Below are 16,355 nucleotides of genomic sequence, written 5' to 3'. Positions count from 1 at the left end.
CTTTCGACGCTAGATCTATTTATATTCGATGATTTTCATGGGCGCCGCCCGTTTGCGGCGCCAAAGGTATGTCAGCATGCCGATCACGTTCGGCACTTTGGATAATGTCAGAAAGACAGCCTGTTTTGCGGCTGATCCGAAAGGCAGATTGTCGCGCATCAACCCCTGTACCGTGCGTATATAAGACAGGACAAAAATGGCCAGGACCGCCAATGTGATCCAGAGAGAGATAAAGAGGCCCGCAAAGGCCGCAATCGGAAGAAGCGCGCCATAGATCCAAGCCCGCTTGCGTTCGCGTGTGAAATACTCCGGATGCAGTGCGCCGACCTGCGCAAACCCGTGTCCGGTGCGCACAGCACGTTGCCACCATTGGGAAAACCGGTCCATCGCGGCGTCATGGCGGGTCATGTTCTGGGGCAAACGCTCGATCTTCCAGCCTGCCTTGCGAATGCGCACACAAAGCTCGTCATCCTCTGCCGCGATCACCGTGTCGTCAAAGCCGCCGATCCCGTCAAAGGCCTCGGTCCGCACCATCATGTCGCCGCCACAGGTCTGGATCGAACCTGCCGGGCGGTGCCATTCAAAGTCACACATGGCATTATAGACACTGGCGTCCGGATAGATTTCGGCTCGCCACCCGGTGACGACACCAAGGCTGGCATCGCTTTCAAGCGCAGCGGCAGCGATCGCAACCCATCCCTCGACAATCGCGCAGTCTCCATCAATGAACTGCACAAAATCAAGGTCCTGTCCTGCGTTCTTAAGGTGATCGTAACCTGCGTTGCGCGCGCGGGCTGCAGTGAAGGGTTTGGACAGATCCAGTTCCACTACATGCGCGCCGACTTTTCGGGCTTCGTTCACGCTGTCGTCTGAGGAGCTTGAGTCAACGTAGACCACTGCGGCCACACTGTCTGGCACCGAGGCAAGACAGCGAATGAGGCGCTCGCCTTCGTTACGCCCGATCAGCACCAACCCGATGCGCGGGGCTGTGGTATCATCTTGCCTCATGGAGCCCCCGGTTTTCTTTGGCAGGAGGTGTCATAAGCTGTGCCAGACGCCCCGCCTCAGTCTCTTGATTGAACTCCGCGGCCACTTTGGCGCGGCCAGCAGCGCCCATCCGCTGACGCAATTCTGGATCACCCAGCAGATCGCGCAACCGTGCTGTCAGGTCCTCGACATTGCCCGGCGGAACTAGATAGCCGCTAATGCCGTCTTCGACCAGTTCCGAAATGCCACCGACCCTTGTTGCCAGAACCGGCAAACCGCTGGCCATCGCTTCCATCAAGGTGACAGGCACGCCCTCGGCAAAACTGGGCAGCACCAACGCATCAGCGTCGGCCAGCGTTTTTGCGACCGCGTCCTGAGACATATAGCCCGCGAATGTCACCATTTCGCCAAGCCCAAGCTGTTGCGCGCGGATTTCCAGATCGGCCCGTTCGGGTCCATCACCGATCAGGGTCACGCGAAGATTGGGAATGTCAGTCACAAGGCGTGACAACGCATCAAGCAGAACCGGAACACCCTTAACGCCGGCAAGGCGGCCAACAAAGACCAGATGCGGTGCGGACGGGTTTGTCGTGGTCTCGATCCGATACTTGTCCGGATCGATCCCGCAATGGATGATGTTGAGCTTGTCCCAGTGTTTCTGGTCCGAAAAAATCATGCACTGGCTGCGGCAAAAATCGCTGATACAGGCCACGAACCGTGCCTCGGCAATCTTGGCGTCGATCCGCCAATGCTTTGGTTCAAAGAAGATATCGGGCCCATGGATCGTAAAGCTGAACGGTATGCCGCTGAGTTTGCTGGTCAGCATCGCCACCGTACAGGTCGCGGTGGCTATGTGGTTGTGCAGATGCCGTACCTTTTGCTGTTTCAGATGGTCGGCCAAAACTGCGGCCTCGGCAAAATAGAATAGCTGATAGAGCAGCCCCTTAAGCCCGGCAGGACGGGTGGCAAGGGCCAGCCGGAGTGCCGAGAAATACCGCGCCGGTGCTTGCACGAGTGCCTTTAGGTGACACCGGACGAGGCGTATCGGTGATTTTGCGGCGGCAATCACATAGAAGGTGTTTTTGAATTCCGCCTGCTGTTCCGGGCCGACGTGATGTTCTGCTCCGGTCTTGCGGATGGAACATGTTTCGACCTTCATCCCCTGCTCGCGCAGCGCGGTGATTTCGCGTTGGATAAAGGTGTCGGTGGCCCGGGGATACTCGCCCGTCAAATAGGCAATCGGTTCAGAAGGCACAGCGGGTTTCATGACACGTGACCTTTCTCCCGCTCCAGCATCATCGACATGATCTGAGCAAAGGGCGGTTGAGGCGGCACATTCAGCCGTGCATGCAGCCTTGCGTTGTCAAATCGCAAAGGTTTCATTCGGGCATGCAGGACTGCCGGGCGAAGCAACCCAGGAAGCTTTCGTCCCAGTCGCGGTATCCCATGAACCAGACCGCCTACGGCGCTCAGGAACCGCCAGTTAGAGGGCAGCGTCACCCGTGGCCAGCCGCCCCGGCGCAGCGCGGCGACATATGTGGCACGGTCCGGGCGATCGTCATCCATGACGTTGACCACCTCTATCCCCTCAGCCGGTGTTGTTGCAGCAAGAACCAGCGCCTTGGCGGTATGTTCAACAAAGCTGACGGGAACCTCTCCTTTGGACTCCATCTGGAGCAGGACCGGCCCAAGCGGATGGCCAAGATGCCCGTTCCACAACCGTCCGGGACCAAAGACCGCGCCGGGCCGCAGGATCCACAGTTCGAACCCCTGCGCGTTGGCCGCAGCCCGGACATGAGCTTCTTGCGCCAGCTTAGCCTCGCAATATGCGTCTCGCGCCGTGGGCGTGGCTTCGAGCGGGCTAGCTTCGGTCAGGACCGCGCCTGTCTTGAGTGCCTGACCGTCATATACCGACAACGAGCTGACCAGTACCATGCGCGGGGGAGGATTGCAGGTTTTCAAAGCAGCGAGCACAGTTTCCGTCGCCTTCACCGTGTCATTGATCTGACGGGCGGCATCACCGCCCATGATGGCGGCGGCGTGAATGATGGCCTCTGCTTCGGCCAGCAGTTTTGCCAGCCGGTCTTGCGCGTCGGGAGCCGTCAGATCCAGTTCGGCTGTCGTGATATCGGAGTCTGCTTTCCAACCATCAGGCACTTTGGAACGGTCACGTACAAGCGCGCATACCTCGTGTCCGTCTGCACGCGCGGCGTCTACGACGTGGCGCCCGATAAACCCGTTCGCGCCGGTAACCAGGATCTTCATGCCAGCCATGATGCCGCCGCTGTCAAGACGCCCACTTGGCGTAGCTCTCCCAAAACGCGATTTTCCATTCTACTGAGCACCTGACCTCTCATCACTTTCATGCACCGGTCGGTTCTGTCGGGACATGCACAGAAAACCAGGGATCTTGCCCCTGATCGGCCCAGAGCGACACAATTCGATTCTGCGAAAGGATGCAAGTTGCGTGACTGCGATCAGTATCAATCGTGACGTCGCTGAATGCCAAAACCTTAAGAATTCGTGGGAAGATCGCCTTGTAAATGGCTTCCTTCGCTGAAAAAATCTGCTTTACTAGGTGACCTTGTTTCGCACGAGTCTGCGACTGTACCCATGCGATCTCTTCCGGATTGCATATCTCGCCCCAAAGTTCTTGTTCCAATGGCGCGTAGTCCTCAACGTCTATGCCGATTGCCGCAACATCGCGCGTTCGGGCGACAACCGCGGCACAAAGACTGTCACAATGCGAGATCGAACCTACCACGCCTTCAGGCCAGATCGGTGCCCGGTTGGCCGCAATGGGAACGGCAACCTGCGGCAGGCCGATGTCCGCCATTGCCTTGCGAGCCATGATGCGTCCGGCAGTAAACTCACGACTGCGCTTGGCCATTGCATTGACAATGGCAGGCCGTTCCTCTGGCCACAACTCATCACCACCCGTCCGCACCCGGCGCGGATCACAGACCGCACATCCTACACCGTAGGGGAGGATTTTACGCAGATCTTCGCGGATCTCGATATAGGGGTCGTGTCCCCAGTGCTTTGTCACCTCAACGTCCTCTGCGGCTCATGCGCAGGGCGCGGCGTCTGGCCATGGCGTCCATCTTTGCCCCGCCAGCCGGCTCGGATTCCGTCGCAGTGGGTGCTGGACGGGGGACCGGTTTTGCGCTCGCGCCCAGATGATTGGTCAGCGCGCCAAGGGTCGGAAAGCGGAAGATGTCGGTGACCATCAGTTTCGTACTGCCTAGTTCCGCCTTCAGTTCGCGATATGCTTGCACCGCCAACAGCGAGTGCCCGCCAAGGTCAAAGAAATTCGCCGTCGGCGGGATATCCTGAACGCCCAGCAAGCGCGACCAGACCGCACGGATGGTGCCTGTGACATCCTGTGCCCCGGCACTTTCGGTCGCAGGTGCAGTTGCTGCGACGGGCTGAGCCACGGGTGCTGGTTGTGCCTTTTGCGGGCTCGGAAAGGCCTTGCGGTCCACTTTTTTATTCGGTGTCAGTGGAAAGGAGGCAAGCGTCACATAGTGGGCCGGGATCATGTGGGGCGGCAGCGTCTCTTCGACAAAGCTGCGCAGGGTTGCATCATCCGGGATATCCGTCCCGGTCATATAGGCCACCAGTCGCTGGTCGCCCGGTGTGTCCTCGCGCGCAATCACCACGGCTTCGGTAATCGCGTCATGTGCATTCAGGCGGCTCTCGATCTCACCCAGTTCGATCCGATAGCCACGGATCTTAACCTGATTGTCGATACGGCCTAGGAATTCCAGCCCCCCGTCTGATCGGCGAGACACAAGATCGCCGGTTCCATAGATGCGGTTGCCTTCCCGGAACGGGTCGCTGCGAAAGCGGTCATCCGTCTGTTCAGCGCGTTTGTGATAGCCACGGGTGACGCCCTCGCCCCCGATCCACAGCTCGCCCGGCACACCTTCGGGCACGGGTTGTCCAGCCGCGTCAAGGATATAGAGCTGGGTGTTGGCAATCGGCGTGCCAAGATCAACCTGTTCCGCCGTCGCGGGGCCGGTCGCCGACCAGATGGTTGTTTCGGTCGGCCCATACATGTTCTCGATATGCGCGTCGGTGATCTTGTTCAGATCCGCCACCAATGCGCCGGGCAACGCTTCGCCGCCGACCATCAGATATTCGAGCTGTTTGAGCGCGCTGTCGTCCTCGTCCTGCATAAAGATGAGCCGTGCCATGGACGGCGTGCATTGCATATGCGTCACGTCATGCCGCCGGATCTGACCATGGATAGAAACATCCACGACCTCTTCTTCTGTCCCGGCATTGGCGGCCCGCAGCACCTCTGACAAGGGCTCCAGCGCTTGCAAGACCTTGGGCACCGGAATGCCGTAGTCAATCAGGCAGGCGATTTCCCCGACACCGATGGCACGCACTTCCTCGACCCGTTTCATGCAGTCTTCGACGGTACCAAACAGGCCCGAGTCCTCAAAATAGCGCAGGAATGCAAAATCGAGGACGCCCTCCAGCTCTTCTTCAGTCAGCGACCCAAGGTCGAGCTGGAACGGATTGTCGACCCCCTTGGGCTTCTTGAAGGCAGGAAAGGCCCAGGCATATTGTTTGATCAAACCAGCCGCCGAGCGCAGGTAATCCTTCATCGGTTCGCACGCGATTTCGCGCGCGGTTTCGCGATCGTCCGCAATATAGGTGTGCAGCATTAGCGTGACGGTGAAATCCGCGGGATCATACCCTGCTTCGCGCAAGGCTTCGTGGTAAATCTTGATCTTCTCACCCACTTCGGGGACAGATTGGCCAAGAAGGTGGGTCAAAACGTTCGCACCAAGCGCCCCGGCCTCTTTCCAAGTCGCTGGATTCCCCGCCGTTGTCACCCAAACCTTCAGCTCTTTGGAAACCGGGCGTGGCTGTGTGACGACGGCATGCATCGCACCGTCCTTGCGGGGGAATTCGACTTCCTCGCCACGCCAAAGCTTTCGCAGGGTTTCAATGTTTTCCAGCATCGCCGGTTTGTTGTCCGGTGGAGTGTTTTCCGGGCGCAGCACAAAATCGTCCGGTTGCCATCCCGACGCAATCGCCAAGCCGGTTCGCCCGTTGGTCAAATTGTCGATTACGGCCCATTCCTCGGCAATGCGGGCGGGATGATGCAGCGGCGAAACACAACTGCCCGCACGGATTTCTAGGTTTTGCGTCACCGCAGCTGCGGCGGCTCCGGTGATCGAAGGGTTGGGAAACGGTCCACCAAAGGCATGGAAATGCCGTTCGGGTGTCCACAGCGCCTTGAAGCCGTTTTTGTCGGCTATCTTGGCCCCTTCCAGCAGAAGTTCATATTTTTTCGGGCCAACACCATCATCATTGCCCCAGTAGAACAGGCTGAAATCCATCCGTTTAGCGGTGCCGGTGCTCACTGTTACGGGGGCTCCGCCGCCCATGGCCTTGCTGTCGTCGCCCAGCACCACCAGCTTGAAGCCGCGCGCCAGCGTCCAGAACAGTTCGAGAACCGAGATGTCAAAGGAAAGGCTTGTCACCGCCAGCCAGGCCGCGCCTTCCTGGTGGGGAATGCGATCATCCATGCCCACACAAAAGTTCACCACGTTGCGGTGTTCAACCATCACGCCTTTGGGTTTGCCGGTCGAGCCGGAGGTATAGATGACATAAGCGAGGTTCGCAGGCGTTGCGCCTCCGTCAACATTTCCGTCCGGTGCGTCCGCGACCCGGCTGTCCTGATCAACCTCGAGCACTTGGGCAGAGTGCGGTGGCAAGTCATTTGTCATCGAGGACTGCGTGACCACCACCGGTGCCTCGCTGTCCGTCAGATAGTATTCGATCCGGTCATTGGGATAGGCCGGGTCCAGTGGCACATAGGCGCCGCCTGCCTTTTGAATTGCAATGGCGGCGATCACCAGATCCAGACTGCGCGGCAGGTACAGACCCACCATCACATCCGGGCCAACGCCCATTGATTTCAGCACATGCGCAATGCGATTGGCCCGCGCATTGACCTCGGCATAGGTCAGCTCGGTGGTCTCAAAGACCAGTGCGGTCGCCTGTGGTGTCTTTTCTGCCTGCGCTTCGATCAGGTTATGCAGACACAGGTTGCGGTCGTGATCGGTTTCAGTCTCATTGAGCGTGAACAGCAGCTTTTCCCGTTCCGCCGCACTCAGACTGGGCAGATCGGCAACCACCGTATCGTCCTCTGCCGCGACCAGCGCGTCAGCCAGTACATCAAACCGGGCCAGTGCCGCGTCACGGTCGGCGTCGCTCATCCGTGATGCATCCGTAACCACTTCCAGACCATCGGCCACACACACGGTCAGCGTCGTAACGGGAATCGGTGTCGCATCTTTCCTGTTGATCCCGATCGCAGGCGTTCCGAGGCCGCGCAATCCGGGGTCGCGGGCCAGCAGATCCAGAGCGAAGGCACCCTTTTCATTCGCCTTGGCTGTGTTCTCGGCCAGCTTTGCTGCAATCGTTGAGAGTGAACCGGTCACATCCACGCGGAGCGGCACCCATTCGTTAAGTGTTCCGGAAAGCTGAGGCTGATCCGCGCCCTTGAGCGCAACATCAAACTGTTCCATGCCCGACATCCGCGCCGCCCAGATCGCCAGCGCGGTCAACAGCCTGTCACCGTCCAAAGATGTCGCGTGCGTGACCCGGTGCCAATCCGGTGTTTCATCGGCTGTATCAGCATCGCCGATTTTCACCGGGTCGAACGTTGCGAGCGTCTTGCGCCAGAACCCTTCATGCGGGGCGGTTGCTGCAAGAGCGGAATCGATACGGTCTATTTCGCTCGCGTCCAGCACCGGCAACACTGCGTTTGCGCCAGGCAAGTGCGTTGCGGGTTCTCCGCTGATAACACTCAGCCCTGCAAGCCTGACCGCACCAGTTCCACAGGCTACCGTCAGTGTATTGTCTGCCGCCGTTAATACTGTACCTGCAGGCGCCGATCCATCCGCTTCACTGGCCTCATGCACCAGAACCACGCCAGTCTCGAACCGAAACTTCGCGGCCGACAGCGGATTCCAATAGGGACCGTGATCAAGCGCATGCACCATCCGCACCACATCTGCGGCAGGCTTGGAGAAATCCAGCAGACCGCCCGCCGAGGGCCGGTCCGCCCGGGCAAAGACCCGGCGGTTGGTGAAATCCTGTGGCGTACCTTCGGCCTGATCGTTCTCGAGCAGTCCCACCATTTCGGGGAAACTGTCGATGGCTTCGGCATAGCATTTCGTGTTGAGCGTCAGTGCAGTATCTTCCGGCCCGACGTCAAAGCGGCGGGACACCAGAATATTTCCCTCATCGACCCCTGGCGTGACGCGGTGCCAAGTGATCGAATGCGTGGTCTCTCCGTTCAGCAACCCCCAAACCGGGACGTTAAGACCCGCGTATTCGGGCAGCGGCCCATCATGAAAGTTGACTGCGCCCTTGCTTGCCAGTGCCAGCACGCCGTCAGGAACAAGTGACAGGTTGGCGATCGACAAAACCCAGTCGCACGAGATCCCGGCCAAGCGTTGTTCCAGACCCTTGCCCGGTGCCTCTGTCCTCAGCCCTTCGGCGGTGGCCCAGGCGCGGACATCCGGGTTGCGTGTCACGACAGCAGCAATGCTATGCCCACGGTCTTTCCAAAGGGAAACGCATTGCACCAAAAGGGATTCGTTGCCGATAAGAAGAGCTGATAAGGTCATGATATCTCTATTCTGCTGGATCTGGAGCAGGCTTGATTTGCACGGGCTTTCGTTTGGTGCCCAAGCCCAGTGCATGGGACACCATATCGCGCAGGAATCGCTGCGCATCACCATGGGGTTTACGCTCGATCAACCGGCGGGCCCTGAAGAGTAAACGACTTGGTACGTAAAGGGCTGTGGCTGCAATCGCATAAAGAGCACCATGGTTCTTGGTGAAATAATACCAGCGGCTGTCGAACCAATATGACGGCATCCGCTTCCATGTCTTCATCCCGGTTGAGACAGACCCGATATGGGTCACGCTGCTTTCGGGCAGGTAAATCGTTGGCCAGCCGGCCTGTTTTGCCCGACGGCACAAGTCAGTCTCTTCGAAATACAAAAAGAAGGTTTCATCAAAGAGGCCGATCTGATCCAGAACATCCCGCCGCATCATCAGGCTGGCACCGGCTGTCCAGTCGACCGCTGTAGGACCATCAGGCAACGCCATGGGAACAATATGTTTTTTCAGCAGGCGCGAGACCGGACCAAACTGGATGCCGCTCTCGATCTCGGACCAGATCGAAGGAAATCGAAAGATCGTACAATGCCAGTCACCGTCCGGTCCGTGAATATAGCTGCCGACAAGACCGGCGTCAGGGTGGGTGTCCAGATGATCAAGCAAGACCTTGATGGATCCCTTGTCCGGAAAGGCGTCTGAATTCAGGATATAGACGTAGTCGGGTTTCACCCCGCCCGGTAGGCCCGCGCGAATACCGACATTGTTGCCCGCGCCAAATCCGCCATTGTGGCCGGACTGGATCACCGTGACGCGGTCATCGCGGTCCCAGCCCCGTTTGCTCACCGCGTCTCTAAGGACCTCGAATGAACCGTCCTGACTGTCGTTGTCGACAATCGTGATCCCGCCCGGAATGCCTTCCATCTCGGCCAAAGCCGCTTCTGCCGACTTTAGCGTCATGCCGGCAGTCTTGTAATTCAGGATGATGGTCTGCAGGACAGAGCCTGTCATTCCGCCGCCTCCGACCAATCCGCAACACTTTGTTCTGCCTCGCGAATACTCATTCTGATACGCTCGGCCAACACCCGGACGCTGGGCTCAAGCACCATGCTGTCATGGTCACCCGGCACTTCGATCACTTCCAAATCTTCGACATAACGGCCCCAGTCATTGTCTTCGTAGACATATTCCTTGCCACGGTCGATCCACTGGCCCTTGGAGACTTTCCAATACCTGTCAAGCGGTGGGCGGAACAGCGCCACGCGCCCATCATAGGGATGCGTTTCGTAGACCGCGATTGCGCGGTAAAACGCGGCCTCGATATCCGCGTTGTGAAACTGATGGCCCGCCATCTCTTCCGGCCCGCCAAAGCGGTTGCGAATTTTGCTCATCTCCCAATGATACCGTTCACGCGCCCATTTGGAGAAATAGCCCAGCCCTTCGCGCTGCAACTGGTTCAGCTTCAGAAGCATTCTATCTTGCCGCGTCAGACGGGGGCGGCTGGCGAGCGGGGTATCAAGCATGATGACGATACTCGTATCCTCGCCAGCCTCTTTCAGCTGCCGCGCCATTTCATAGGCGGTCAGCCCGCCGCCCGAGAAACCACCCAGAATATATGGGCCTTCGGGCTGCACCTCGCGCATTTCCGCGATATAATCTGTCGCAGCCTCGGTCAGTGTTTCATGCGGACCTTCATCGCCATACAGACCACGAGCCTGCAGACCATAGAAGCTGCGATCCTTGCTAAGCAGGTTCGCGAGGTGACGCAGGTTCAATACGTTTCCGAACATGCCCGCTACCATGAATATTGGGGGCTCGGACCCGGTTTCAGCAGTGCTCATAGGCACGATATGGGTATACCGGCGTGTTGCCGTGACTTGAACGGGGGCGTCCCCACCCTCGTCGCCAATTGCCGTATCTCCGCCGACCCGTTCAGCAATCAGCGCGGCGCATTTGGAGATCGTCGGCGCCTCAAACAGCATCGAAATTGGGAAATCGACCTGATAGGTTTTCTTGATCGTCGCGAACAGGCGCACAGCGATCAGCGAGTGGCCGCCAAGCGCAAAGAAATCATCCTCGACACCGACCTGATTCACACCAAGCAAGTCCTCCCACAACTCGGCCAACGCGGCCTCGATGGTCGTAGACGGCGCGACATAGGTGCTGTCCAGATCGGGGCGTTCAAATTTCTGCCCTTCGTTCTCCTTTGTCTCGGCCCCGGCGATGACTTGCGCCGTGAGACCGTGAAGGTCGAGCGAGGAAATCACGACCTGCGAAAGCCCCTGCGCGAGCGCCCGCTTGAACAACATCGCGCCTTCGGGCGGCGTGATCCCCTGACTGAGATTCTGACGCAACCGTTCTTCGGTCGGAGACAGCGGACGAACATCAGATGATGCGCCTTCGATCTCGACTTCGCTTTCGGACAAGGGCACGGCCTTGGTGATGTCGGCGGCGTCCGCGATCATCTTGATCTGGAACCCCTCGATCTCGACGCAAACGCGACCCTGTGCATCCGCCAGTGTCACGTCAAAGCGCGCAACCGGATTACCGGTTTCGTTGTCTTCATGACCACGCACCCAGCTGAACACTTCGCCCGGAAGAGGATGCAGGACACGCACGGTTTCATATGCGATCGGAACCCAAAGATGCGCAGATTGATAGCCCTTGATCAGGTTCATCGCCCAACCGGTTGCGATATCCAGCAGTGCGGGATGCAAAAGATAGCCGTCATCCAGATCGCCCCGGTAGGCGTCATCAAGAGAAAGCCGCGCAATCCCCTCGCCATCGCCATAGGCCGTTTCGCGCAACACGTTCCAGCGCGGGCCAAAGTTCAGGTGTCCAGCCTGCGCCGAGGGCAGCGCCGCGCCCTGCCCGTCTGTACGATCTGCGCAGCGCTCTGTAATGGCGGCGATGTCGATGACCTTGGGCCCTTTGGGGGTCGCGCCCGCTGCAAGACCGGCCTGCGCGTTCAACTGCCAGCCATCGCGCCCTTTAAACTTTGCATCGCTCTGCAGGACAAACCGATAGCTTTCATCGTCGCGCTCGAGCTTAACGCGAATATCCCGTTGCTCGTTGTCGTCGACCTGTACAGGGCGCAAAAAGATCAGATCGCTCAGGGTAAAGGACCCGTCGTGGCCCTGCGCCTTCATCGCCTGCGCCGCCAACTCAAGATAGCCGGTGCCGGGCAAGAATGCGTCACGTGTTTTCGAGCGATGCTCGTCAATCACCCAAGTGTCGGCGTCAAGATGACCGGTCAGGATCCGCTCGCCCGCGCTGTCAAAGCCCGCTTCGCTCAGCAATACCGCATCAATCGGCATCGCAGGCACAGCAAGCGTTTCACCCTGTCGCGCGGCCATCGCGCCCGCAGCCATGCCGACCTGGCTCCAGAGACCCCAGTTGATCGCCAAAACGCAGGTATTATTGCCCTTGCGGGACTTGGCATAAGCATTCAGGTATTCGTTCGCCGCGACATAATCGACCTGTCCCGCAGGGGCGGTGACAGTCGAGGTGGACGAGAACAGCACCATCAGATCCAGCTCGCCATCGGCGAACAATTCGTCCAACACCTGCGTGCCGTGGATCTTCGCGGCAAAAACCGGCTCGATCGACATGTCATCCTTGGCCAGCAGCGGTCCGTCGTCGATGCTGCCCGCAGCGTGGATAACACCGTTGATCGGGCCAAATTCGCGGGCCACCTCGTCTTTCAGTCGCCGCATCTGTTCCAGATTGCACACATCTGCCTGCGCGGCCTTGACCGTGCCACCCAACCTTTCCAGCCGCTCAACAGCGCCAATCGCCTGTGACGTCGGATCATGGGGGCCGAATTTCTGAATATGTGCGGCCCATGTTTTCCGGTCGGGCAGTGGTCTGCGTGACAACAGCACAATCTTTGCTTGTTGTTCGCTGATCAGGCTTTCGGCGAGCGTCAGGCCGATACCGCCAAACCCGCCAGTGATCATATAAACCCCGCCGGTTTTCAGAGGAGTTGGTTCCTTCTCGGTCAGCGCGATCCGCCGGAAATCCAGTTCATACCGCCGGGTGTCGCGCAGGGCTGCCACGGTGTTTCCGGGCGTGGCCAAAAGATCTTCGAGAACCCGATCGGCGAGACCAGTCATCGCCGCTTGGGCGGCAGCCTTCTTCAGCCGCCGGTTCGGCATTTCCACGTCCAGTATGGCCGCCGTCACACCAGCCAGTTCGCGCGGCATGACCCGGATGGGTCCCATGATCGTGGCCTTTTCTGGATAAGGCAGCGGTTCGTCACGAACCTGCGCCGCGCCGGAGGTGATGGCCGAAAAATACACATCCTCGATCTCTTCGCCAGCCAGCGCCTGCGCGAGGTAGAGGATTGAATAAAAGCCATGTTCCTGATTGCGGTGATAAAAGCTCGACCCCGGGCGGAATTTTTCAGTGCCCGTTACCAGCCAGAAATGAGCAATGCGCGTGGGCGTGATGCCACGTTCAACAAGGTCTGCGACCAGTTGATCAAAGGCCGCGCGCCCGCGTTCCGGGTTCATCACATAAGATTCTTCGCCGACCCGGTCGAAACCATCGCCCGACATCACGTCAATCACGGTGTGACCGCTCGCGCGGAGCCGTTTGCTGACCTGCTCCGCCAGACCGGTGTCATCCTTGAACACCAGCCAGGTTTCTTTGGTGGCATCTGACAGATCACCGGCCACGTCCACTTCGCAATCGGCGAGCCGTGGTTTCCAGATCGGTCGATAGCCCCAGTCCTCCGGGTTTTCGATCCGGATCAGCATGTCCTGACTGGTTTCCGTGCGCGCAGTGCCGGGTTCAATGAAGTAACGGGCGCGCTGGAACTGGTAGGTTGGCAGGATCACCCGTTGGCGCAGTGCGTCGCCCCAAATCTGTGACCAGTCCGGGTCGATACCCAAGGCCCAGAGACGCCCCAGTATTTCCATAAAATAGATGTCGTCAGAAACATCCTCATCCATGTGGCGCAGCACGGACAGGATCTGGCCCGCCGGGATACCGGCCTGCATCCGCGCAAACGAGCTTAGCGCCTTGCCCGGTCCCATCTCTATAAAGACACGCTCGGTCGTGTCCTTGGTCAGTGTCGCGAGGCAATCGGTGAAACTCACCGTGCCGCGCAGGTGCCGAACCCAGTATTCAGGATCGGTCGCCTCTGCATCCGTCAGCACATCGCCCGAACGGTTGGAGATCACCGGGATCTGTGGTGGTTTGAGGTCGAGCGTTTTGAGATGCGCGCGCCAGTCTTCGAGGATCGGATCCAGCATCGCCGAATGCGCAGCAATGTCGATCGGCACCCGCTGACAGTCGATATCCAATGCCGCCAGCTTATCCGCGAGTTCGTCGAGCGCGGCCTGTGGCCCCGATGCGACGCACAGCTCGGGCGCGTTCACCGAGGCAATCCCCAATCCCGGCACCAACAGCGGTTCCAGTTCGGCAGCGGCCATCGGCACGCTGAGCATGCCGCCTTTGGGGACCGTATCAAACAGCTGGCCGCGCTTGTGCACGAGGCTGATGCAGTCCTCAAAGGACATCACCCCGGCAAGACACGCGGCGGTGTTTTCTCCCATCGAATGGCCAACCAGCGCAGCGGGCTGAACCCCCCACGACATCCACAGTTGCGCCAGCGCATATTCCATCATCATGATTAGAGGCAGCTGGACGGAGGGCTGTTTCAGCGTCTCGTTAGCTGCATCGATCACGTTGTCATCGCAGAGCCACAGATTCTTGAGGTCGTAGTCGAGCTTGGGTTGCAGATGCTCCAATCCCCGATCCATCCACTCGCGGAAAACCGGTTCGGTCTCGTACAGATCGCGGGCCATTCCGGCATACTGCGCCCCGCCGCCAGGGAACATAAAGACAGCATCCGGATTGGCGCCGGCAGGTTCGTGATCAAAGACCCGGCGCGGGTTCGCACCTTCCAGCAGCTCGGCGGCCTGTTCATGGCTTTCCGCCACGACAATCCGGCGTTTTTCGAACTGGCGGCGGCCTTCGATCAGCGTAAAGGAGACGTCTTCCAGCGGTTGTTCGGGATGCGCGCGCAGATGGGCGGCAAGTGCTGCGGCATTGGCATCAAGCCCGGCCTTGTTGCGGCCCGAGACCGGCAGGATATGAAAAGGCCAATCCGACGCTTGCGACGCGGCGCGCGCAGGCGCTTCCTCGATCACCACATGGGCATTGGTTCCGCCGACGCCGAGTGAATTGATCCCGGCCCGCCGCGGTCCCTTGTGCGATACCCAATCACGCAACTCGGCATTGACCGAGAAAGGCGAGTTTTCAAAGTCGATGGCCGGGTTCGGGGATTCATATCCCAGCGAAGGTGGTATCTGTTTGTGATGCAGTCCGAGCGAGGCCTTTATCAGGCTGGCAACGCCTGCTGCGGTGTCCAGATGGCCGATATTGGTTTTGACCGATCCGATCCGGCAATAACCGGTTTCCTCGGTCGTTTCGCGAAAGGCCTCGGTCAGCGCTGCGACCTCAATCGGATCACCGAGGTAGGTGCCGGTTCCGTGGCACTCTACGTAATCAATGGTTTCGGCGCTTACGTCCGCCATCAGGTGCGCTTCTGCGATTGCGCCGGCCTGACCGTCGACCGATGGGGCCAGATACCCGGCTTTGGCGGCACCATCGTTGTTGATCGCCGACCCCCGGATCACCGCCCAGATATGATCGCCATCCGCCAGCGCATCCTCTAGCCGCCGCAAAACCACGACACCTGAACCCGAACCGAATACCGTGCCTTCGGCCCGGTGGTCAAAAGCATGGCATTCTCCGTCCGGTGACAGGATTTCGTTTTCCTTGAAGATGTAACCGCGCCCATGTGGCAACTCGATCGTCGCCCCACCGGCCAGCGCCATATCACATTCACCTGACTGCAGCGCGGCACAGGCATAATGCACAGCAACCAAAGAGGTGGAACAGGCCGTTTGCAGATTTATCGACGGACCCTTGAGGTCGAAGACATGGGACACGCGGGTCGACAGGAAATCCTTGTCATTGCCCGTATGGCGGAGCAGGAACATGCCGACATCGTCGATCAGGTCCGGGTTCGAGCAGATGTTGAAATAGAAATAGCTGCCCATCCCGCAGCCAGCGAATACTCCGACAGAACCGTCGAATTTCTCGGGCGGATGACCGGCGTTTTCAAACGCTTCCCAAGCAACTTCCAGAAACTGGCGGTGCTGGGGGTCCATGATCGCACTTTCCTTGGGGGAAAATCCAAAGAAATCGGTGTCGAACATTTCAAAATCGTCAAGGACGGCAGCCGCGCGCACATAGTTGGGATGATGCAAATTCTGTGTGCTTTCGCCCGCTTGCTTGAGCTCTTCCTCGGTCAGTTTGCGGATCGATGACTGGCCTTCGCGCAAGTTGTTCCAGAACTGGGACACATCCCCTGCTCCGGGCAAATGCGCCGCCATTCCCACAATGGCGATGTCATCACGATCCTCTGCTGTGAATTCCATGTCCTCACTCACAACCAACTATGCTCCCATCTACACTGCAGCCCTACGCATTGCGCTATATACTAACTATCAAAATTGTCCAAAATAGGACAGAACGAGATATGTGATTGTGTCGCAAGTGCGTGAAATACCAAGAATTCCGCAAAAACGCGAGCCAAATAATCCATTGTGGCAACGACTGGAAAACACCGAGCCATCTCCCTTTGCCCTGCCACACGTTTCCGACCCCGTCAGGATTTCGCGTTTTTGCTGATTCGG

The 16,355-nt window shown here is 58.9% G+C and carries 7 protein-coding genes; all 7 read right to left on the bottom strand.

The features are described 5' to 3' along the window. Positions 1-15: 15 nt before the first annotated feature. The 7 genes from ABJO75_RS15440 to ABJO75_RS15410 all read right to left on the bottom strand — a co-directional run bounded on the left by ABJO75_RS15440 (position 16) and on the right by ABJO75_RS15410 (position 16,097). Positions 16-1,008, bottom strand: a complete 993-nt coding sequence (locus ABJO75_RS15440) for a glycosyltransferase family 2 protein (protein WP_348134382.1) — start codon at positions 1,006-1,008, stop codon at positions 16-18. Continuing rightward, positions 995-2,254: a glycosyltransferase gene (locus tag ABJO75_RS15435; protein ID WP_348134381.1), complete on the bottom strand. Its 1,260-nt coding sequence runs from the start codon at positions 2,252-2,254 to the stop codon at positions 995-997. The genes ABJO75_RS15440 and ABJO75_RS15435 overlap by 14 nt, the downstream gene beginning before the upstream one ends. Next, complete coding sequence (locus ABJO75_RS15430) at positions 2,251-3,261, bottom strand: NAD(P)-dependent oxidoreductase (RefSeq protein ID WP_348134379.1); 1,011 nt, start codon at positions 3,259-3,261, stop codon at positions 2,251-2,253. Before ABJO75_RS15430 ends, ABJO75_RS15435 begins: the two co-directional genes overlap by 4 nt. An 88-nt stretch (positions 3,262-3,349) precedes the next feature. Next, a complete protein-coding gene (locus tag ABJO75_RS15425; RefSeq protein WP_348134377.1) occupies positions 3,350-4,036 on the bottom strand; it encodes a 4'-phosphopantetheinyl transferase superfamily protein in 687 nt (228 codons plus the stop codon). A gap of 1 nt (position 4,037) precedes the next feature. Further along, positions 4,038-8,648, bottom strand: a complete 4,611-nt coding sequence (locus ABJO75_RS15420; protein ID WP_348134375.1) for a MupA/Atu3671 family FMN-dependent luciferase-like monooxygenase — start codon at positions 8,646-8,648, stop codon at positions 4,038-4,040. A gap of 7 nt (positions 8,649-8,655) precedes the next feature. Continuing rightward, complete coding sequence (locus ABJO75_RS15415; RefSeq protein WP_348134374.1) at positions 8,656-9,654, bottom strand: glycosyltransferase family 2 protein; 999 nt, start codon at positions 9,652-9,654, stop codon at positions 8,656-8,658. Then, positions 9,651-16,097: an SDR family NAD(P)-dependent oxidoreductase gene (locus ABJO75_RS15410; RefSeq protein WP_348134372.1), complete on the bottom strand. Its 6,447-nt coding sequence runs from the start codon at positions 16,095-16,097 to the stop codon at positions 9,651-9,653. Before ABJO75_RS15410 ends, ABJO75_RS15415 begins: the two co-directional genes overlap by 4 nt. Positions 16,098-16,355 lie beyond the last annotated feature (258 nt).

Source organism: Sedimentitalea sp., from assembly GCF_039973035.1.
GTDB lineage: Bacteria > Pseudomonadota > Alphaproteobacteria > Rhodobacterales > Rhodobacteraceae > Sedimentitalea.
The sequence above is the reverse complement of the archived record's forward strand: the minus strand, read 5'-3'. Positions and strand labels throughout refer to the sequence as shown.

Coding starts and splice junctions, on each gene's coding strand:
- ABJO75_RS15435 (WP_348134381.1), bottom strand. CDS start 2,254: ATGAAACCCGCTGTGCCTTCTGAACCGATTGCCTATTTGACGGGCGAG.
- ABJO75_RS15430 (WP_348134379.1), bottom strand. CDS start 3,261: ATGGCTGGCATGAAGATCCTGGTTACCGGCGCGAACGGGTTTATCGGG.
- ABJO75_RS15420 (WP_348134375.1), bottom strand. CDS start 8,648: ATGACCTTATCAGCTCTTCTTATCGGCAACGAATCCCTTTTGGTGCAA.
- ABJO75_RS15410 (WP_348134372.1), bottom strand. CDS start 16,097: ATGGAATTCACAGCAGAGGATCGTGATGACATCGCCATTGTGGGAATG.
- ABJO75_RS15415 (WP_348134374.1), bottom strand. CDS start 9,654: ATGACAGGCTCTGTCCTGCAGACCATCATCCTGAATTACAAGACTGCC.
- ABJO75_RS15440 (WP_348134382.1), bottom strand. CDS start 1,008: ATGAGGCAAGATGATACCACAGCCCCGCGCATCGGGTTGGTGCTGATC.